Source organism: Mycobacterium sp. NGS26 (assembly GCF_059813025.1).
The window spans coordinates 218,972-238,603 of record NZ_JCALDU010000002.1 but is presented as its reverse complement, the minus strand read 5'-3'; the positions used below and the strand labels follow the sequence as shown (position 1 = coordinate 238,603).

Below are 19,632 nucleotides of genomic sequence, written 5' to 3'. Positions count from 1 at the left end.
TCGGAGGAAACCTACAGTCGTGCCAGTTGCGTTCCGTCCCGCGGAAGGACCGGCATGGCATTCGGTGCGCCCGGGTGGCGCGGCGCCCTGTCCCCCGCGGAGTGGTGGCGCCTGGGATCGATGCTGGCGGTGATCGCGGCCCTGCACCTGGTGGGCTGGGCCACGTTGGTGTTGGTCGCCGATCCGGCGCGACTCAGCCTGGGCGGCAAGGCATTCGGTATCGGCGTCGGGCTCACCGCCTACACCCTGGGCATGCGGCACGCCTTCGACGCCGACCACATCGCCGCCATCGACAACACCACTCGCAAGCTGATGAACGAGGGCCGGCGCCCCCTTGCGGTGGGATTCTTCTTCTCGCTGGGCCACTCCACGGTGGTGTTCCTGCTGGCGCTGCTGCTGGCGACCGGCATCAAGGCCGTCGCCGGGCCGGTGGAGGACGATTCGTCGGCGCTGCATCGCTACACGGCCGTGATCGGCGCCGGCGTCTCCGGGGTGTTCCTGTACCTGATCGCCGCGCTGAACGTCGTCGTCCTGGTCGGCATCCTGCGGATGTTCGTGCGGTTGCGCCGCGGCGCCTACGACCCGGACACCGACGGGGCCGAGCTGGAACAGCATCTGGACAACCGCGGCCTGGTCAACCGGCTGCTCGGCCGCTTCACCAGATCGGTGACCGCGTCCTGGCACATGTACCCGATCGGGCTGCTGTTCGGGCTGGGTTTCGACACCGCCACCGAGATCGCCCTGCTGGTGCTGGCCGGCACCAGCGCGGCGGCCGGGCTGCCGTGGTACGCCATCCTGTGCCTGCCCGTGTTGTTCACCGCCGGCATGTGCCTGCTGGACACCGCCGACGGGTCGTTCATGAACTTCGCCTATGGCTGGGCCCTGTCCAACCCGGTGCGCAAGATCTACTACAACATCACCATCACCGCGCTGTCGGTGGCCGTCGCCCTGGTGATCGGCAGCGTCGAGCTGCTGGGCCTGTTCGCCGGCCAGTTCGGCTGGCGGGGCGCGTTCTGGAACTGGGTCGACGGCCTCGACCTCAACGCGGTCGGCTACTTCGTGGTCGGCGCGTTCGCGCTCACCTGGGCCGTCGCCGTGCTCGTCTGGCGCTACGGCCGCATCGAGGAGAGATGGGCTTCCCCGCCGGTGACCGGCGATGCATGAGCTGTCGCTGTGCGAGGCGATCGCCGGCGTGGTCAAGACCCACGCCGGGGGCCGGCACGTCGACGTGGTGCGGGTGCGGATCGGGGCGCTGCGCCAGGTGGTTCCGGAATCGCTGTCGTTCTGCTGGACCCTCGTCCGGGAGAGCGAGAACATGCCCGACGCCGAGCTGGAACTCGAGTGCGTCACCGCCGAGGTGCGCTGCCGCGCATGCGGCGAGCGGTCGGAGATCACGTCGGCGTGGTCGATCTGGTGCCCGCGCTGCGACAGCCCCGACGTCGAGGTGCTGCGCGGCAACGAATTCCTGGTGACGTCGCTCGACGTGTCGTGACGCCACCCGCCCGGGACTAGGATTCGGCCATGGGCCGATTCCATCGGCACGACGACGGCACCGTGCACACCCACGAGCACGACCACGGTGATCACTCCGGCTACGAGACGGGCCGGCAACGCATCGACGTGCTGGAGTCGATCTTCGCCGAAAACGACATCCTCGCCGGCGCGAACCGGTCCGCGTTCGAGAGCAACGGGATCCGCGCCCTGAACCTGATGAGCTCACCGGGTTCGGGCAAGACCACGGTGCTGCAGGCGACCCTGGACGAGCTGGCCGGTGAGTTCGCGATCGGCGTGATCGAGGGCGACATCGCCACCGACCTGGACGCGGCCAAGCTCAGCGGCCGCGGCGCCCAGGTGTCACTGCTCAACACCAGCAACGGGTTTGGCGGCGAATGCCACCTCGACGCGCCCATGGTCAGCCGGGCGCTGCCGGGCCTCGACCTGCCCGCGCTGGACCTGGTGATCATCGAGAACGTCGGCAACCTGGTCTGCCCGGCCGAATTCGACGTCGGCGAGCACGCCAAGGCGATGGTGTACTCCGTCACCGAGGGCGAGGACAAGCCGCTGAAGTACCCGGTGATGTTTCGGTCCGTGGATGTCGTGCTGCTCAACAAGATTGACCTGGTGCCCCACCTCGACGTTGATGTGGACACCTACATCGCGCACGTCCGCGAGGTCAACGCGGAGGCCACCATCCTCCCGGTCAGCGCCCGCACCGGGGCCGGCATGGGGGCCTGGTTCGGCTGGCTGCGCCGCTTCGCCCGGGACGCCGACGACTGACGCGGCACGGCCCATTTGCCTCCTGCAAATGACTTGCATGACAACGTGAACCGCCGCCCCCGACCGGCCCGGTTGGCGCCCCGGCGAACGGGGCCCGCGTGTCACCGAAAACCCTTGTGCCCCAACGGTGATTGGCCCGTCGGGCAAACCCATAGAATACCTGTGTATTGCGCCGCCACCGGCGACCCGTTGACAACGCCTGATGGCGGGGGTAGACCCAAAAACAGCGCTGCGCAAGTGGGCCGATGGTCGACTCCGGCGGCGCAGGGGCTCCAGCCCGCCCCGGAAAGCTGCGGCATGCCCACAGAAGCAGCAGTCAAAGCAGAAGAAACATTGATCCATGTTCTATGGATAAACGCGGGCCTCAGTTGCGACGGTGATTCGGTGGCGTTGACTGCCGCCACCCAACCCAGCGTCGAGGAGATCGCGCTCGGCGCCCTCCCCGGACTCCCGAAAGTCGCCGTGCACTGGCCCCTGATCGATTTCGAGTGCGGACCCACCGGCGGCGCCGACGACTTCCTCGCGTGGTTCTTCAAGGCCGACCGCGGCGAGCTGGAACCGTTCGTGCTCGTGGTCGAGGGGTCCATCCCCAACGAGAAGATCAAGGACGAGGGGTACTGGTGCGGGTTCGGCAACGATCCGGCCACCGGGCAACCGATGACCACCAGCGAGTGGCTCGACCGGTTGACGCCCAAGGCCACCGCGGTCGTCGCGGTGGGGACCTGCGCGACCTACGGCGGCATCCACGCGATGGCCGGCAACCCGACCGGCGCGATGGGGGTGCCCGACTACCTCGGCTGGGACTGGAAGAGCAAGGCCGGCATCCCGATCGTCTGCGTGCCCGGCTGCCCGATCCAGCCGGACAACCTGGCGGAGACGCTGACGTACCTGCTCTACATGGCCACCGGCCAGGCGCCGATGATCCCGCTCGACGACGCGCTGCGCCCCAAGTGGTTGTTCGGCGCCACCGTGCACGAGGGTTGTGACCGGGCCGGCTACTACGAGCAGGGCGATTTCGCCACCGAGTACGGGTCGCCGAAATGCATTGTCAAGCTTGGCTGTTGGGGCCCGGTCGTGAAGTGCAACGTGCCCAAGCGGGGCTGGATCAACGGCGTCGGCGGTTGCCCGAACGTCGGCGGCATCTGCATCGGCTGCACCATGCCCGGCTTCCCGGACAAGTTCATGCCGTTCATGGACGAGCCGCCGGGCGGCAAGGTTTCCACCACCGCGTCGGGCCTGTACGGGAGCGTGATCCGCAGCCTGCGCGGCATCACCGAGCGCACCGTCGACAAGGAGCCGCGCTGGCGCCACGGCGGCGACCAGCTCACCACCGGAGCCCGCAGAACCTGGTGAGAACCTGGTAGGTCGCGGCACCAATTTTCCACTCAACACGGAGAGACTTCGATGACAACGATCATCCCCGAGCCGTCACATGCCACCCGCGAACCCGGCCAGCTGGTCGAGATGGCGTGGGATCCCATCACCCGGATCGTGGGCAGCCTCGGCATCTACACCAAGATCGATTTCGAGAACAAGGAGGTCGTCGAGTGCCACAGCACGTCGTCGATCTTCCGCGGCTACTCGATCTTCATGAAGGGCAAGGATCCTCGCGACGCACACTTCATCACCAGCCGCATCTGCGGGATCTGCGGCGACAACCACGCGACGTGCTCCTGCTACACGCAGAACATGGCCTACGGGGTGCAGCCGCCGCACCTGGGCGAGTGGATCGTCAACCTCGGCGAGGCCGCGGAATACATGTTCGACCACAACATCTTCCAGGAGAACCTGGTCGGCGTGGACTTCTGCGAGAAGATGGTCTCCGAGACCAACCCCAGCGTGCTGTCCCAGGCGGAGAAGACGGCGGCGCCGCACGCCGATGCGCACGGGTATCGGACGATCGCCGACATCATGCGCTCGCTCAACCCGTTCAGCGGCGAGTTCTACCGGGAGGCGCTGCAGGTCAGCCGCTGGACGCGAGAGATGTTCTGCCTCATGGAGGGTCGCCACGTGCACCCCTCCACGCTGTACCCCGGCGGGGTGGGCACCGTGGCGACCGTGCAGCTGATGACCGACTACATGACCCGGCTGATGCGTTATGTCGAGTTCATGAAGAAGGTCGTGCCGATGCACGACGACCTGTTCGACTTCTTCTACGACGCGCTGCCCGGCTACGAGAAGGTCGGCCTGCGCCGCACCCTGCTCGGCTGCTGGGGCTCCTTCCAGGACCCCGAGGTGTGCAACTTCGCGTACAAGGACATGGAGCGCTGGGGCAACGCGATGTTCGTCACCCCCGGCGTGGTGGTGGACGGCAAGCTGGTCACCCACTCGCTGGTGGACATCAACCTCGGCATCCGGATCCTGTTGGGCAGTTCGTATTACGACGACTGGACCGACCAGGAGATGTTCGTCAAGACCGATCCGCTGGGCAACGCGGTGGACCGGCGGCACCCGTGGAACCAGCACACCAACCCGCACCCGGCCAAGCGGGACATGGACGGCGGCCAGTACAGCTGGGTGATGTCGCCGCGCTGGTTCGACGGCAAGGACCACCTGGCCCTGGACACCGGCGGCGGCCCGCTGGCCAGGCTGTGGGCGACGGCGCTGGCCGGCCTGGTCGACATCGGCTACGTCAAGGCGACCGGTTCGAGCGTGCAGATCAACCTGCCCAAGACCGCCCTGAAGGGGCCGGTGGAACTGGAGTGGAAGATCCCAAAGCACGGCAGCAACACGATCGAACGCGACCGCGCCCGCACCTACTTCCAGGCCTACGCGGCGGCGTGCGCGCTGCACTTCGCGGAGAAGGCGCTGGCGGAGATCCGCGCCGGGCGCACCAAGACGTGGGAGCGCTTCGAGGTGCCCGACGAGGCCATCGGCTGCGGCTTCACCGAGGCGGTCCGCGGCGTGCTGAGTCACCACATGGTGATCCGGGACGGCAAGATCGCCAACTACCACCCGTACCCGCCCACCCCGTGGAATGCCAACCCGCGCGACAGCTTTGGCACGCCGGGCCCCTACGAGGACGCGGTGCAGGGCCAGCCGATCTTCGAGGAGAACTCGCGGGAGCACTTCAAGGGCATCGACGTCATGCGCACGGTGCGCAGCTTCGACCCGTGCCTGCCCTGCGGCGTGCACATGTACCTCGGCAAGGGCAAGACCCTGGAGAGACTGCACACGCCCACCCAGTCGCCCGCCGGGGAGTGAAGCATGCAGGATCGCCCGGACCAATCCGCGGGAACGTCGGAACCAGACGCGCAGTGGCGCACGGCGGGCGATCGGATCCAGACGCTGCTGGATTCCTGCGCGGCGAGCGGGCCGGGCGCCTATGAACGCGCCCAGGAACTGGTCCGCGAGGTGGTCGGGCTTTACGGGGCCGGGCTGGAGCGGATCGTGCGGCTGGCCGGGGACGCCGGACTGCTGGAGCGGCTGGCCGCCGACGACCTGATGGCCAGCCTGCTGCTGGTGCACGGCCTGCACCCGCACGACGTGCGCCGGCGGGTGTCCGACGCGCTGGACCGGGTGCGCCCCTACCTGGGTTCCCACGGCGGCGACGTCGACCTGCTCGACGTCGCCGACGGCACGGTGCGGCTGGCGTTCACGGGCAGCTGCCGGAGTTGTGCGTCCTCGGCGGTGACGCTGGAGCTCGCCGTGCAGGACGCGATCCGGGCGGCGGCCCCGGAGATCACCTCGATCGAGGCGGTCAGCGCCGAACCCGCCGGAGCCGCGGCCGAGCCGGCCGTCATCCCCGCCGAATCGCTTCTGGCACATGTGCGTTCGAATGGCTCGACGTGGCATCCGGTGCCCGAACTGGCGGACTTGGAGCCCGGCGAGGTTGCGGGGTTCCGCATCTCGGGCACCGCGCTGCTGGTGTGCAGGATCGGCGACCTGCCACTGGCCTACCGCGACCTCTGCCCGGTGTGTGACGACTCGCTGGCGGGTGCGCAACTGCGCGAGACGCTGCTGGGCTGCCCGCGCTGCGACATGCAGTTCGACGTCGTGCACGCGGGCGCCGGCCCGAACGGAACCCACCTCGAGCCGCTGCCCCTGCTGCTGCGCGACGGGGTGCCGTCGGTGGCACTGGCCGAACCGATGGGGGCCGAGCCGATGGGGGCCGGCGCGTGACGACCCCGTACGACGTGCTGACGCGCATCAGGAGCAACCCTCGGGTCCCCGAGCCGGCCGGCGAACGCTGCGAGATGTGCTCCGAGTCGATCGCCGACGAGCATCAGCACGTGGTGAATGTGGCGGAGCGCCAGCTGATGTGCGTGTGCCGCGCCTGCTATCTGCTGTTCACCGACACCCAGGCCGAGCTGCGCTACCGGGCGGTGCCCGACCGCTACCTGGCGCTCGACTTCGCGCTGGACCGCCGCGCGTGGGAGGCGCTGCAGATCCCGGTCGGCGTCGCCTTCTTCTTCACCAACTCCGCGCTCGGGCGCACGGTGGCCTTCTACCCCGGCCCGGCCGGGGCGACCGAGTCCGAGCTGGACTCGGCAGCCCTGCAAGACGCCTGGAACGCCCTCGGCGCCGCCGATTCGGGCCCACCGGCCGACGACGTCGAGGCGCTGCTGGTCCGCGTGCCGGACGACGAAAACGCGCCGCCGCAAACCTATCTCGTCCCGATCGACGCGTGCTACGAGTTCGTCGGGCGCCTGCGCACGCTGTGGCGGGGGTTCGACGGCGGCGGTGAGGCCCGGCGGTTCATCGACGACTTCTTCGCGCAGATCGCGGAACGCGCCCGGGAGATGCCGCGATGACGGGCGTGAGCTTCGCAGTCACAGACGTCGCGCCCGAACCGTACACAGTCGCACCGGTGCTGACCGCCCGCGTCGCCATCGCCGCCGGCACCGACAACCCCATCCACGCCGTCGCGCTGCGCTGCCAGGTCCGGATCGAGCCGCTGCGGCGGTCCTACTCCGACGCCGAGGCGCCCGGCCTGCTCGACCTGTTCGGTCCCCGGGAACGGTGGGCGCACACCCAGCGCACCTTCCTGTGGCAGCACTGCACCGCGATGGTGCCGGGTTTCGCCGGAAACACGACCGTGACGCTCCCGCTGGACTGCACCTACGACTTCGAGGTCGCCGCCGCCAAGTACCTGCACGCGCTGCGCGACGGCGCGATTCCCCTCCAATTCCTGTTCAGCGGAACCATTTTCGTCAACTCCGGGCGCGGGTTCTCGGTGCAGCAGGTGCCGTGGGACTGCGAGTCCCGCTATGACATGCCGGTCGCGGTCTGGCGGAATCTGATCGCGCAACACTTCCCGAACGCCGGCTGGGTGCGGCTGAGTCACGAAACCGTCGCCGCGCTGGCCGCCTACAAGTCGGCGCAAGGGCTGCTCGACCTGGACCACGCGGTCACCTCGCTGCTGGACGCCGAGCGGGAGGCGGCGCGATGAGCTCGAAGACTTCTTCCAAGAGCTGGGACCGCGCCCGCGCCGTCGCCGACGCGGTGCTGTACGAGGGCTACCTGCTCTACCCGTATCGCGGAACCTCGAGCAAGAACCAATCGCGTTGGCAGTTCGGTGTTTTGGGCCCGCCCGGCGCGGCCGGCAGCGGCCTGGGCGAAGACGACACCCTGGCGGCGCAGTTCCTGGTCGACGGGGCCCGGGCGATCACGCTGGTGGTGCGGTTCCTGCAGCTGCAGCGCCGCCGGGCCGAGCGCGCGCGCCCCGACTGTCAAGGATTCGAGCCCGTCGACGAGCTGACCACCCGGTCCGGATCCTGGCTGACGTGGGACGAAGCCGTCGAGTGCGAAAGGTCCTTCGGCCCTATCACACTCGACGGTCAGCCGTGCACGCTGCCAGTGGCGGCGGACGCGGCAACCGACATCGAGCCCGTCGAGGGCGGTCGCCTGGTCCGCGAGCGGCGGGAGGTGCGGGGCGTGCTGACCATCTCCAGCGAAGCGTGCGGCACCCTGCGCCGGGTCTCGGTGCGTTTGCGCAACGTCGGATCCGCCGCAACCGACAAGGACGACGCGATCGCGCGGTCGATGATCGGGACCCACATCATCGCCGAAGCCGTAGGCGGTCAGTTCGTCTCGCTGCTCGAGCCGCCGCCCGGCGCGGCCGACGCCGCGGCCGCGTGCGGCCACCATCGCTGCTTCCCGGTGCTCGCCGGCCCGCCCGGCGCCCGCGACGTCCTGCTGGTGTCGCCGATCATCCTCTACGACCACCCCGAGGTCGCCGAGCAGAGCGACACCGCGCTCTACGACTGCACCGAGATCGACGAGATCCTGACCCTGCGCGTGATGACGATGACCGACGAGGAGAAGGCGCAGGCCCGGGCCACCGATCCGCTCGCCGCGCGGATCATCGACCGATGCGACGCCATGTCGCCCGACGCGATGGCCCGCCTGCACGGCGTGCTGCGCGATCCGCATGGGCGTGCGGCTTCCGCGGGGCCGATCCCCGAGATTCCCGAGGGTGTCGACTGGTGGGACCCGCTGGCCGACAACGCCGTTCGCCCCGAGGTCGACGCCGTGCTGGTGAACGGGATCCCGGTGGCGCGGGGCAGCCGGGTGAGGTTGCGGCCCCGGCCCGGCGGCGACGCGCAGGACATGTTCGTCGCCGGCAAGACCGCCCGGGTCGCCTCCGTGCACGAGGACGTCGAGGGCAACAAGCACGTCGGGGTCGTGGTCGACGACGACCCGGCCGCCGACCTGCACGACTGGTACGGCCGGTACCTGTATTTCTCCCCCGACGAGGTCGAGCCGTTGGCGGGCAAGCAAAGTGAAGGGAGTTCGGCATGGAGATCCTAGGGTGGATATTCGTCGCGATCATCGCCCTGGTGGTCGGGATCGGGCTGGTGCTCGGGCTGCTGTCGCTGCCCGATGCTCGCCGTTATCTCAGGCTGAGGCGGATGTAGCAAGGTCGGGCGTATGACAGCGCGAATTCTGGTGGCCGGCATCGGCAACATCTTCCTGGGGGACGACGGATTCGGCTCGGAAGTGGTCCGCAGCGCGGAGATATCACCGGACGATCCTTGTGTCCGCGTCACCGACTACGGCATCAGCGGCATGCACCTCGCCTACGACCTCCTCGAGGAGTGGGACACGCTGGTCCTCGTCGACGCGGTGCCCAGCCGCGGCAGCCCGGGCACGCTGCACGTGTTCCAGGCCGACCACGCAACGGACGTCGCGCCGGGGGTGGACGGCCACGGCATGGATCCGGCCGCGGTGTTCGCCAGCCTGCGGGCGCTGGGCGGCAGCCCGCCGTATACCGTTGTGGTCGGCTGCGAGGCCGGAAGCGTCGAGGAGGGCATCGGCCTCACCGAGCCCGTCGCCAACGCCGTGCCCCGGGCCGCGCGCGCCGTCCGGGAGATCGTCGCGGCGCTGCGTACCCCCGCCCACGCCGCGGTGCCAGAGGAGGCCTGAGAGCCATGTGCCTGGGTATCCCCGGTCGGGTGATCCGAATGCTGGACGGTTACGAGGGGCAGCTCGCGCTGGTCGACGTCACCGGGGAGCAGCGCAAGGTCAATGTCGGCATGCTGCCCGAGGAGACGTTCGCGCCCGGCGACTGGGTGATCATTCACATGGGCTTCGTCGTCGAGAAAACGGACCGGGCCGGGGCCGAGGAGGCGATGGCCGGGTTGCGGCTGATGGGCCGGGGCGGTTGAGATGACCGACGCGCCGGTGCTGCTCAGGTCCGACCAGGTTCGGCTGCGCTACGCCGTGTCCGGCGTCGTCCAGGGGGTGGGCTTCCGCCCGTTCGTCCACCGCATCGCCACCGAGCTGGGGCTGACCGGGTTCGTCGGAAACGATTCGGGCGCAGTGTTTCTCGAGGTGCAGGGCGAACGCGCGCGCCTGGACGAATTCGGCCGGCGGCTGCGCGCTGAGGCGCCGCCGCTGGCCCGGATTGCCGCCGTCTCGGTCACGGACGTGGCGGCCACCGGCGCTTCGGGCGGGTTCCGGATCGTGGCCAGCCGAACGGTCACCGGCGCCACAACGCCGATCCCGCCCGACATCGCGGTGTGCGACGACTGCGTCGCCGAACTGTTCGACCCGCGCGACCGGCGCTACCGTCATCCCTTCGTCACCTGCACCAACTGCGGGCCGCGCTTCACCATCATCCGCGAGCTGCCGTACGACCGCCCGGCCACCACGATGTCGGCGTTCGCCATGTGCGGGCGGTGCGCCGCCGAATACCACGACCCGGCCAATCGCCGATTCCACGCCCAGCCGATCGCGTGCCCCGATTGCGGGCCGTCCCTGTGGTTCGCCTCGCCGGCCGCACGGGTGGACGGCTCGGACGCCGCGCTGGCGGCCACCCAGCGGGCGCTGGCGGCGGGCGCGGTGGTCGCCGTCAAGGGCATCGGCGGCTACCACCTGGCCTGCGCCGCGCACGACGAGGCCGCCGTCGGCGCGCTGCGGGCGCGAAAGGCCCGGGGCGCCAAGCCGTTCGCCATGCTGGTCCGCGACCTGGACGTCGCGCGCCGCTTCGCCCGCGTCGACGACGCCGAGGCCGCGGTGCTGTCGGGTCCCGCCCGCCCGATCGTGCTGCTGCGGCGCCGCCCTGGCGCGCCGGTCGCCGACGCCGTCGCGCCCGGCAGCCCGCTGCTCGGGCTGATGCTGCCCTACTCCCCCATCCATCACCTGCTGCTGGCGCCGGTGCCCGGCGGCCCCGGGCGGGTGCCCGACTGCCTGGTGCTGACCAGCGCCAACCGGTCCGACGAACCCATCTGCTTCACCGACGACGATGCGGCGCAACGGCTTCCGGCGCTCTGCGACGCCGTCCTCGACCACGACCGGCCCATCCACGTCCCGTGTGACGACTCGGTGGTGCGTGTCGTGGACGGCTCCGAGCTGCCGATCCGCCGGTCCCGCGGCTATGCGCCGCTGCCGGTCGACATCGGCCGCGGGCTCAATAGCGGGGGCCCGGCGGTGCTGGCGGTGGGCGGCGAGCTGAAGAACACCTTCTGCCTCACCGACGGCCCGCGCGCCTACCTGTCCGGGCACATCGGCGACATGGCCACGTGGGAGACGCTGCGCGCGTTCGAGCGCGCGGTGGGCCAGCTCGGCGAGATCCGCGGCGAGCCAACGCGACTGGCCGCCGATCTGCATCCGGGCTATCACACCCGGGCCTGGGCGGAGCGCCACGCCGGCGACCGGCCGCTGGACCTGGTCCAGCACCATCACGCGCACGTGGTGTCGCTGCTGGCCGAGCACGGGCGGCTCGGCGAGCCGATCGTCGGGGTCGCATTCGACGGCACCGGCTACGGCAGCGACGAAACGATTTGGGGCGGCGAGATTCTCACGCTCGGCGCCGACAGCCACCGCTTGGCGCGGGCCGGGCACCTGCGGGCGGTGCCGCTGCCCGGCGGGGACGCCGCGGTGCGCAATCCGTGGCGGATGGCGCTGTCCCAGTTGTGGAACGCCGACATCGAATGGGCCCCGGACCTGGCGCCGGTCACTGCCGCGACACCCGCCGAATTGCGCCTGGTCCGTTCGCAATTGGAGAGCGGCACCGGATGCGTGCCGTGCTCGAGCATGGGCCGGCTGTTCGATGCGGTCGCCTCGCTGCTCAGGGTGCGGCACCGGATCGACTACGAGGGGCAGGCCGCCATCGAACTCGAGGCGCTGGCCCAGACGGCCTTCGACGCGGCGTCGCCGTCGCTGCCGCTGACGGTGCGGGCCGACGGCGTGATCGACCCGGCCACCATGGTGCGAGCCCTGGTTTCGGGTCTGCGCGCCCGCACCCCACCCGCGGTGCTGGCGGCCGCATTCCACCACTCGGTCGCCGACGCCGTCGTCAGGGTGGTCGCCCAGGTGGCCGGCGGCGTGCGGCTCGTCGGGCTCACCGGCGGGGTGTTCCAGAACGTGCTGCTGCTGCGCGCGTGCCGTGAAGGGTTGCGGCGGGCGGGATTCGAGGTGCTGACGCATCACACCGTCCCGCCCAACGACGGCGGGCTGGCCCTGGGCCAGGCCGCGATATCGATGCTGACAGCGCTCGAGGAGGCTGACGCATGACGGTGTCCGAATCCACCGGTCTGGATCGCGGGCTGGACGCCGGGCTGGCCGAGGACCTGGCGGCCACCGCGTTCACGCTCGCCAAGCGGTTCGCCGCGGGAGCGACCATGTGGTCGATCGCGCCGTCGTGGGAACCGCACGCGCTGCACATCGCGGTCGAGTTCGTCCACCCGGTGATCATGGGGAAGCGGGCGCTGCCCGCGGTGGCGCTGACCGGGCCCGACCTGGTCGACGTGGTGCGGGTGTCGGTGCGGCCCGGCGACATCGTGGTCGCGGTTGCCGATGCGGACGACGCGCAGGTGCGCTCGGTGATGCGTCGCGGCCCGGCGTGGGGCGCCACCACGATCTGGATCGGCAGCGGCGAACGACCGAAAGCCGGTGCGGCCGACCATGTCCTGTGGCTCGACGACCCCGACCCGCGGGTGCCGGCCACCGGCGGCTTCGTGCTGTTCTATCACCTGCTGTGGGAGCTGACCCACGTGTGCTTCGAACACTCCGGGCTGCTCAAGCCCGAACGTGACGACGACGCGTGCGTCACGTGCGGCGACGAGGGGCGGCTGGGCGAGGTGGTCAGCGCGTCAAGCGGACAAGCGCAGGTGCGCACCGCGCGGGGCGTCGAGAACGTGGTGACGACGCTGATCGACCCCGTCGCCGCCGGCGAGCTGGTGCTGGTGCACGCCGGTACGGCGATCAGCCGCGTCGGCGACGAAGACGCCGGCATGGCCGGGGTTGAGGAGCGGCGCAAATGAGCAAGTGGATGAGGAGCAAGACCTTTGACTGACGAACCCACCAACTTCCTCTACCCGTTCATCGACGCGGAGGAGGACCGGAAAGGAGAGGGGCCCGCGTCGCTGCTGGCCGACCTGGCCGCATCGGCGCAGGCAAAGGCGGCCGAGAGTTTGGCGCTGCGGCGCTCGACGCTGGAAGCCAACGCGGACCTGCTGGTAACCGCCGCCACCGAGATGGCCCGCCGCTTCGCCGCGGGTGGGCGGATGTTCGCCTTCGGAAACGGCGGCAGCTGCACCGATTCCACCACCCTGGCGCGACTGTTCGCCCGGCCGCCGATCGGCACGCCCCTGCCGGCGTGGTCGTTGACGGCCGATCAGGCGATCCTGACCGCCCTGGGCAACGACGTCGGCTTCGAGCTGGTGTTCACGCGCCAGCTGATCGCCCGCGCGAGGGCCGGCGACATCGCCATCGCGATGTCGACCAGCGGCAATTCGCCCAACCTGCTCAGCGCGCTGGCCGAGGCGCGCCAGCGCGGCCTGTACACCGTCGGCTTCGCCGGCTACGACGGCGGCGCGTTCGTGAACAACCCAAATGTGGATGCCTGCTTCGTCGTTCGTTCGCAGAGCGTGCACCGCATCCAGGAATCACAAGCGTTGCTGGGCTATCGGCTCTGGGCGGCGGTCCACGACCGGTGCGGCGATGAAGGCCTGGGGGCCGCATGAACAGGCCGGCGGGCGAATACCTTTCGTCGGGACCACGGTTCGCCGAGGGCGAGGTGATCGAGCGGATCGAGTCGTTTCGCAAGCGTCGTCCCCGCCTGCTCGACGACCACGTGACACTGGCGCACGGCGCGGGCGGAAAGGCCTCGGCCGCGATCCTCGACGCGGTGTTCATGGAGGCCTTTCGCAACCCGGCGCTGGAGTCGCTCGGTGACGGCGCGGTCCTGACGCTGCCCAGCGGTGAGCGACTCGCGATGTCCACCGACTCGTTCGTGGTGCAGCCCAGGCGTTTTCCCGGCGGGTCCGTCGGCGAACTCGCCATCAACGGCACCTGCAACGACCTGGCGATGGCCGGTGCGGTGCCGGCGTGGATCTCGGCGGCGTTCGTCCTCGAAGAGGGCTTTGCGATCGCCGAGCTGAAGGAGATCGTCGCCGACATGGCCGCCGCGGCCGCCAGGGCCCGCGTGCACGTCGTCACCGGCGACACCAAGGTGGTGCCCAGGGGCGCCGCCGACGGGCTGTTCGTCACCACCGCGGGGGCCGGCGTCGTTCCCGCGGGGCGCGCGCTGTCGCCCGCGTCGGTGCGGGCCGGCGACAAGGTGTTGCTGTCGGGGTCGATGGGCGATCACGGCATGGCGGTCATGCTCGCCCGCGGCGACCTGGCCATCGAGGCCGACATCCGCTCCGACACCGCGTGCCTGAGCCCGCTGGTCGAGCTGCTCATGGCGGCCGCGCCGGGCACCCGCTGGCTGCGCGACGCGACCCGGGGCGGGGTGGGCACCGTCTGCAACGAGCTGGCCCAGGCCTGCGGCCTGGGGGTGCTGCTCGAAGAGGAGCGATTGCCGGTGCAGCCCATGGTGAATGGCGCCTGCGAGCTGCTCGGCATCGATCCGCTCTACGTCGCCAACGAGGGCAAGTTCGTCGCCGTCGTCGCCCCCGAGGAGGCCGAGGCCGGGCTGGCCGCGTTGCGGTCGCATCCGCTGGGCGAGCAGGCGGCCGAGGTCGGGGAAATCGTCACCGAACCGGCGCAGAGCGTGGTGCTGCGCACCGGCTTCGGCGGCTCGCGGATCGTCGACATGCTCGTCGGGGACCCGTTGCCACGGATCTGCTAGGAGGTAAGCGGATGTGTCTCGGGATTCCGGGCCGGATCGTCGAAATCACCGATCCGGCAAACTATTTGGCGAGGGTGGACGTCAGCGGCGTGCAGCGCACGATCAGCGTGCGGCTGCTCGAGGACGACATGCCCGAACCCGACGACTGGGTGCTGATCCACGTCGGCTTCGCGATGGCCAAGATCGACGAGACCGAGGCGTTGCTCACCCTGGCCGCGATCAAGCAGCTCGGCGAGGCCTACACCACCGAGATGCAAGCCTTCGACTCGTCGGCCATCGGCTAAAGGAGCGGTGATGAAATTCGTTGACGAGTTCCGCGATCCGGCCGCCGCCCGCAAGCTGCTGGCCGCCATCGATCACCTGGCGGGCATGGGCCCCGACCACTTCAAGTTCATGGAGGTGTGCGGCGGGCACACCCACACCATCTACCGGCACGGCATCGAACACCTGCTGCCCGACAACGTCGAGCTGGTGCACGGTCCCGGCTGCCCGGTCTGCGTGATTCCCATGGGCCGCATCGACGACGCGATGTGGCTGGCCGGCCGGCCCGGGGTGATCTTCACCTGCTTCGGCGACATGATGCGGGTGCCCGGCTCGGCCGGCAGCCTGCTGGACGCCAAGGCGCGCGGCGCCGACGTGCGATTCGTCTATTCCCCGCTGGACGCGCTGAAGTTGGCGGTCGACAACCCGGACAAGCAGGTGGTGTTCTTCGCCATCGGATTCGAGACCACCGCGCCCTCGACCGCGGTCACGCTGGTGCGCGCCCGGGACCTGGGCCTGCCCAATTTCAGCGTGTTCTGCAACCACGTCACGATCGTGCCGCCCATCAAGGCGATCCTGGAGTCCCCGGATCTGCGGCTGTCCGGGTTCATCGGCCCCGGGCACGTGTCGACCGTGGTCGGCAACCGGCCGTACCGGTTCGTGCCCGAGGTGTACGGAAAGCCTTTGGTGGTGGCCGGTTTCGAGCCGCTGGACATCCTGGCCGCGGTCGCGATGCTGCTGCGCCAGATCCGCGAGGGCCGCTGCGAGGTGGAGAACCAGTACAAGCGGGTGGTGCCCGAGCGCGGCAACCCGGCGGCGCTGGCGCTGATGGGCAAGGTGTTCGCGCTGCGCCCGCACTTCGAGTGGCGCGGGCTGGGTTTCATCTCGCAGAGCGCGCTGCGGCTGCACGACGACTTCGCGGAGTTCGACGCCGAGCTGCGCTTCGCGATGCCCGGCGTGCGGGTCGCCGACCCCAAGGCGTGCCAGTGCGGCGAGGTGCTCAAGGGCGTGCTCAAGCCTTGGGAATGCAAGGTTTTCGGCACCGCGTGCACCCCCGAGACCCCGATCGGGACGTGCATGGTGTCCCCCGAGGGGGCGTGCGCGGCCTACTACAACTTCGGCCGCATGCACCGCGATGCCGTCAAAGTGGTGACCCGCACTTGACCGACACCCGGGGCTTACAACAGGGCGTCGAGATGTTCGCCCGCTACGCCTACGCCCCCAATGCGCTGGGGTATTGCGGTCCCCCGCTCGGCCTGACGTTGCGCGACGGCTCGGTCGCCGAGGTGCGCGCCGCGGCGGCGAAGTTCTCCGGCGCCTGGCCCTATTTGCGAGTGCTGTCCGTGCTGACCGGCATCGCCGACCCGCTGGATCGTCGGCTCGTCGAATCGTATTGGCTCGGCGGCGGTCTCGGAGCCGGCATCGACCCGCACGAGTTCTTCGACGCGCTGCTGGCCATCATCGGCCCGCAGGCCGGCCGCTACTGGTCGCACCTCACCGCCGCCCTGGCGCACGAGGCGGCAGCCAACCACTGCTTCCACGTGTTCGGGATCTATCCGTGGACGCGGTTTCTGGGTCGGGGTCTGGATGAGCATCCGCTGGGCGTGCTGGACAATTGCCGGATCACTTGGGGCACAGTCGTTTCCCGCGCCGGCGATCGTGTCGAGATCAGCTGCAGGCGGCTCGCCTGGGACGGCCGGACGCTGGCGCTGGCGGAGCCCTCGGTGCGCCCGCTCGACGTGTGGGCCGACGGGTACAGTGCGGTGCCCGACGTGGCCGTCGGCGAGCAGGTCGCGGTGCACTGGGGCCGGCTGTGCGGCCGGTTGCGGCCCGAGCAGGTTCGCGCGCTGGCCGACAGCACCGAGCGCCAGCTGCGGGCGACGAGCCAACGGCTCGCGCACGTTTAGCCGGTCAGAAGGGCGGCGGGTCGGGGTCCGATGGCGGGTGTTGGATGCCTTGGGCGGCGACGACGGCGGCCCGGCGGGCTTGACGGGTTCGGCGGTTGTGGTTGCGTTCGGTGGCGATGCGGTAGGCGCGGTCTTGGGCGCGGGTGCGGCGTCGTTTGGGCATCATCGCGGTGCGCTCGGCGCAGTAATCGGGCGCCGGGTCGGCCTCGGCGGCGGCGAACCCGCCGACCGCGCGGCACAAACTGGGGAACAGCAGCGCGCTGCCCGGGGTGGTGACATAGGTGTGCCCGGTCGGTGCGGTCAGGATCAGCGTGCCGTCGGGCAGTTGCCGTTCGGCCCAGCCCAGGAAGGTCTTGATCAAATGGTGGGTTCTGCAGTAGCACTTCAGGTTTGACGCATGCGTGGCCCCGCCCTGGCTGTAGGGGATGGTGTGGTCGAGATCGCACCCGGCGGCCGGGGCATCACAACCGGGCCAGCGACACGTCAAATCCCGACACCGCACAAAATCAGCCAACGCGGTCGACGGCACATAACCCGGTTCCGGGGGCGCGTCGCCGGGATGGACCAGCGGCACCAGCTTGGCCGACTTGGCCAACTCGGCCACGAGTTCGGGGGGAATCAGCCCGTCGGCGTTGAGTTCGGAGCCCGGGGCCGTGCCGGTCCCGTCGAGGGTGGCCTGCTCGGCGATCACATGAATCGCCACCGCGCCGGCCGCCGGCCGCGCCCCGGCCGCACAATCAGCGCGCCCACACCGACAGCCCAGCCGGTCGGCGCCGGCGGCCAGCGCGCCCAGCGCATCGGCGCGGCGCTGGGCGCGGGTACGCCGATCATGCTCACACACCGTGGCCGCCAACGCATCCAACCGCTGATCCAACGCGTGCGCGTCCGGGGCGAACAGGGTGCCGCTGATCTCGGCGAGCCCGCTGTGGACCCGATCACCAACCCAGACCCCGCGATCACGCTGGACCTCTCGGCGCCGGCGCACCGCATCGACATCGGCGCGGGCCACGACCCGATCCACCTGGGCGGCCAGCCGACCCTGCGTCATCGACGGCCAACGCGCCACACTGGCCGCCAGGGTGGCATCGACCGCCGCGAGCACCGCCTCATCGGTGATCAAATCGGTGCGATACACCAACGTCTGAAACATCCGATAGTCAATCTCGCCCGCCCGGAACCGCTCGGCCACCCTCGGGAGGCGCGCGCGCATGGCCAGCGCGTAACGCAGGTAGCTGCCCGCCATGGCCAGGCTGACCCGAAACGCCGCGGCCACCTCGGCGCCCACCGCCGCCCAGGTATCCACCGCCCAATCGGCCGCCTCGCCGCGCTGGGCGCGGCGCAGCTCGAACAACTCGCCAATGGCATCCAACCGATCCGCGGCCGAGCGCGCCTCGCAACGCCACGACGCGCACATCCGGTCCACCAGCGCACGCGACCGCTCGGTCCGCGGCGGATCCCAGTGCTCGTGAAGCCGAGTATCGAACATGTGTTCGAGAGTAGCAGGATCTACCGACAAAAGTTCGTGCCAAACTGGCGGTCATGCCCGGCTCGATCTGCGACGTGCTGCCCGCCGCGGCCGCCCTGCTCGGGGTGCCGGGCGCGGTCGACGTCTTGGGTCTCACCGAGTCGGCCGGCACCGTCGACCGGGTCGCGGTCCTGCTGGTCGACGGCCTGGGCTGGTACCTGCTGCCGGAGCTGGCCGGCGACGCGCCGCTGCTCGCCTCGGTTGTCGCCGGTGACGCCGGGCGGCTGAGCCGGCTCGCGTGCACCTTCCCGTCGACCACGCCGAGCAGCCTGGTTTCGCTGGGCACCGGCGCCCGGCCGGGCGAGCACGGCATCCTGGGCTTCACGCTCAATGTTCCCGGCACCGATCGGGTGCTGCACCACATCAAGTGGCGCGACGACCCGCCCCACTCCGAATGGCAGCCGCTGCCGACCTGGTTCGAGCGGCTGCACCGCGCCGGCGTCGATGCCCGCGCGGTGTTGCCCGCGCCGTTCCTGGGCAGTGGGCTGACCGACGCCGCGTATCGCGGCGCCCGGCTCCTCCCGTCGCACCCGTCCGACGACTATGCGCGGCTCCTGGGCGACGAGCTGGCGGCGGCACCCGGCCTGGTCTACGGCTACGCCGGCGACCTGGACACCGCCGCCCACGTGTTCGGCATCGGGTCGCCGCGCTGGCACGAGGCGGCGGCTGGTGTCGACGCGCTGCTGACCCGCCTGGTCGAGGCGCTGCCCCCGAACGCGGCGCTGCTGGTGACCGCCGACCACGGCGGCCTCAACGTCCCGCCCGAAGCGCGCGTCGACCTCGACACCGACCCGCGGCTGGGCGGCGGGGTCCGGCTGGTGGCCGGCGACCCGCGGGTGCGCTACCTGCACACCGAGCCCGGTGCGGCCGCGGACGTGCGGGCCGCCTGGAGCGAGGTGCTCGGCGACCGGGCCCGGGTCTACAGCCGCGAGCAGGCCGTGGCCACCGGCCTGTTCGGTCCCGTCGACCCGGCGAACCTGCCGCGGATCGGCGATGTCGTCGTCGTCTGCACCGGCGACGCGGCGGTGCTGGCAACCGGGCACGAGCCCGCCGAGACCGCTCGGCTCATCGGATTCCACGGCGCCGCAACCGACGCCGAAACGGCGATACCCCTGATCGTGTTCGAATCTTGACTCAGCGGC

Annotated in this window: 21 protein-coding genes; 20 read left to right on the top strand and 1 reads right to left on the bottom strand. The window is 70.4% G+C overall.

The window, feature by feature from the left end:
* Nucleotides 1-54 precede the first annotated feature (54 nt).
* From nicT to AC5Y6X_RS07115, 19 genes are all read left to right on the top strand, one after another.
* Nucleotides 55-1,164 carry a Nickel transporter NicT gene (nicT, locus tag AC5Y6X_RS07205; protein ID WP_499985551.1) on the top strand — a complete coding sequence of 370 codons (1,110 nt, stop codon included), beginning with the start codon at nucleotides 55-57 and terminating at the stop codon, nucleotides 1,162-1,164.
* The gene (locus AC5Y6X_RS07200; RefSeq protein ID WP_499985549.1) at nucleotides 1,157-1,492 is read left to right on the top strand and encodes a hydrogenase maturation nickel metallochaperone HypA; all 336 of its coding nucleotides are present in this window, start codon (nucleotides 1,157-1,159) and stop codon (nucleotides 1,490-1,492) included. The genes nicT and AC5Y6X_RS07200 overlap by 8 nt, the downstream gene beginning before the upstream one ends.
* Nucleotides 1,493-1,521: 29 nt before the next feature.
* Nucleotides 1,522-2,277, top strand: a complete 756-nt coding sequence (gene hypB / locus AC5Y6X_RS07195; RefSeq protein WP_499985547.1) for a hydrogenase nickel incorporation protein HypB — start codon at nucleotides 1,522-1,524, stop codon at nucleotides 2,275-2,277.
* A 297-nt stretch (nucleotides 2,278-2,574) separates the two neighbouring features.
* Nucleotides 2,575-3,630, top strand: a complete 1,056-nt coding sequence (locus tag AC5Y6X_RS07190; RefSeq protein ID WP_324681583.1) for an NADH-quinone oxidoreductase subunit B family protein — start codon at nucleotides 2,575-2,577, stop codon at nucleotides 3,628-3,630.
* Nucleotides 3,631-3,681: 51 nt separating this feature from the next.
* Nucleotides 3,682-5,481 carry a nickel-dependent hydrogenase large subunit gene (locus AC5Y6X_RS07185; RefSeq protein WP_499985546.1) on the top strand — a complete coding sequence of 600 codons (1,800 nt, stop codon included), beginning with the start codon at nucleotides 3,682-3,684 and terminating at the stop codon, nucleotides 5,479-5,481.
* A 3-nt stretch (nucleotides 5,482-5,484) separates the two neighbouring features.
* On the top strand, nucleotides 5,485-6,399 hold the full coding sequence (locus AC5Y6X_RS07180; protein WP_499985545.1) for a NifU family protein: 915 nt from the start codon (nucleotides 5,485-5,487) through the stop codon (nucleotides 6,397-6,399).
* Nucleotides 6,396-7,031, top strand: coding sequence for a DUF5947 family protein (locus tag AC5Y6X_RS07175; protein WP_499985544.1), 636 nt, complete (start codon nucleotides 6,396-6,398; stop codon nucleotides 7,029-7,031). Before AC5Y6X_RS07180 ends, AC5Y6X_RS07175 begins: the two co-directional genes overlap by 4 nt.
* Nucleotides 7,028-7,669 carry a DUF6084 family protein gene (locus tag AC5Y6X_RS07170; RefSeq protein WP_499985542.1) on the top strand — a complete coding sequence of 214 codons (642 nt, stop codon included), beginning with the start codon at nucleotides 7,028-7,030 and terminating at the stop codon, nucleotides 7,667-7,669. The genes AC5Y6X_RS07175 and AC5Y6X_RS07170 overlap by 4 nt, the downstream gene beginning before the upstream one ends.
* Nucleotides 7,666-9,030 carry a hypothetical protein gene (locus AC5Y6X_RS07165; protein WP_499985540.1) on the top strand — a complete coding sequence of 455 codons (1,365 nt, stop codon included), beginning with the start codon at nucleotides 7,666-7,668 and terminating at the stop codon, nucleotides 9,028-9,030. The genes AC5Y6X_RS07170 and AC5Y6X_RS07165 overlap by 4 nt, the downstream gene beginning before the upstream one ends.
* Nucleotides 9,018-9,137 carry a DUF6893 family small protein gene (locus AC5Y6X_RS07160; protein WP_420715985.1) on the top strand — a complete coding sequence of 40 codons (120 nt, stop codon included), beginning with the start codon at nucleotides 9,018-9,020 and terminating at the stop codon, nucleotides 9,135-9,137. Before AC5Y6X_RS07165 ends, AC5Y6X_RS07160 begins: the two co-directional genes overlap by 13 nt.
* Nucleotides 9,138-9,150: 13 nt before the next feature.
* The gene (locus AC5Y6X_RS07155) at nucleotides 9,151-9,645 is read left to right on the top strand and encodes a hydrogenase maturation protease (protein ID WP_499985538.1); all 495 of its coding nucleotides are present in this window, start codon (nucleotides 9,151-9,153) and stop codon (nucleotides 9,643-9,645) included.
* A gap of 5 nt (nucleotides 9,646-9,650) precedes the next feature.
* Nucleotides 9,651-9,887 carry a HypC/HybG/HupF family hydrogenase formation chaperone gene (locus tag AC5Y6X_RS07150; protein ID WP_499985536.1) on the top strand — a complete coding sequence of 79 codons (237 nt, stop codon included), beginning with the start codon at nucleotides 9,651-9,653 and terminating at the stop codon, nucleotides 9,885-9,887.
* Between the two features lies 1 nt (nucleotide 9,888).
* Entirely contained in the window at nucleotides 9,889-12,237 is a 2,349-nt protein-coding gene (hypF, locus tag AC5Y6X_RS07145) for a carbamoyltransferase HypF (RefSeq protein WP_499985534.1), read from the top strand.
* Nucleotides 12,234-12,986: a HypC/HybG/HupF family hydrogenase formation chaperone gene (locus AC5Y6X_RS07140; RefSeq protein ID WP_499985533.1), complete on the top strand. Its 753-nt coding sequence runs from the start codon at nucleotides 12,234-12,236 to the stop codon at nucleotides 12,984-12,986. Before hypF ends, AC5Y6X_RS07140 begins: the two co-directional genes overlap by 4 nt.
* A gap of 24 nt (nucleotides 12,987-13,010) precedes the next feature.
* Nucleotides 13,011-13,688, top strand: coding sequence for a D-sedoheptulose-7-phosphate isomerase (locus tag AC5Y6X_RS07135; RefSeq protein WP_499985531.1), 678 nt, complete (start codon nucleotides 13,011-13,013; stop codon nucleotides 13,686-13,688).
* A complete protein-coding gene (hypE, locus tag AC5Y6X_RS07130) occupies nucleotides 13,685-14,797 on the top strand; it encodes a hydrogenase expression/formation protein HypE (RefSeq protein WP_499985529.1) in 1,113 nt (370 codons plus the stop codon). Before AC5Y6X_RS07135 ends, hypE begins: the two co-directional genes overlap by 4 nt.
* Nucleotides 14,798-14,808: 11 nt before the next feature.
* Nucleotides 14,809-15,081: a HypC/HybG/HupF family hydrogenase formation chaperone gene (locus AC5Y6X_RS07125; RefSeq protein WP_324681559.1), complete on the top strand. Its 273-nt coding sequence runs from the start codon at nucleotides 14,809-14,811 to the stop codon at nucleotides 15,079-15,081.
* Between the two features lie 10 nt (nucleotides 15,082-15,091).
* The gene (gene hypD / locus AC5Y6X_RS07120) at nucleotides 15,092-16,222 is read left to right on the top strand and encodes a hydrogenase formation protein HypD (protein WP_324681557.1); all 1,131 of its coding nucleotides are present in this window, start codon (nucleotides 15,092-15,094) and stop codon (nucleotides 16,220-16,222) included.
* Nucleotides 16,219-16,965 carry a DUF6390 family protein gene (locus AC5Y6X_RS07115; protein WP_499985526.1) on the top strand — a complete coding sequence of 249 codons (747 nt, stop codon included), beginning with the start codon at nucleotides 16,219-16,221 and terminating at the stop codon, nucleotides 16,963-16,965. The genes hypD and AC5Y6X_RS07115 overlap by 4 nt, the downstream gene beginning before the upstream one ends.
* A 4-nt stretch (nucleotides 16,966-16,969) precedes the next feature.
* Here the strand turns inward: AC5Y6X_RS07115 and AC5Y6X_RS07110 are convergent, their stop codons facing one another.
* The gene (locus AC5Y6X_RS07110; RefSeq protein ID WP_499985524.1) at nucleotides 16,970-18,451 is read right to left on the bottom strand and encodes an HNH endonuclease signature motif containing protein; all 1,482 of its coding nucleotides are present in this window, start codon (nucleotides 18,449-18,451) and stop codon (nucleotides 16,970-16,972) included.
* 53 nt (nucleotides 18,452-18,504) lie between these two features.
* Between AC5Y6X_RS07110 and AC5Y6X_RS07105 the strand changes: the two genes are divergently transcribed.
* On the top strand, nucleotides 18,505-19,623 hold the full coding sequence (locus AC5Y6X_RS07105) for an alkaline phosphatase family protein (RefSeq protein ID WP_499985523.1): 1,119 nt from the start codon (nucleotides 18,505-18,507) through the stop codon (nucleotides 19,621-19,623).
* Nucleotides 19,624-19,632: the final 9 nt, after the last annotated feature.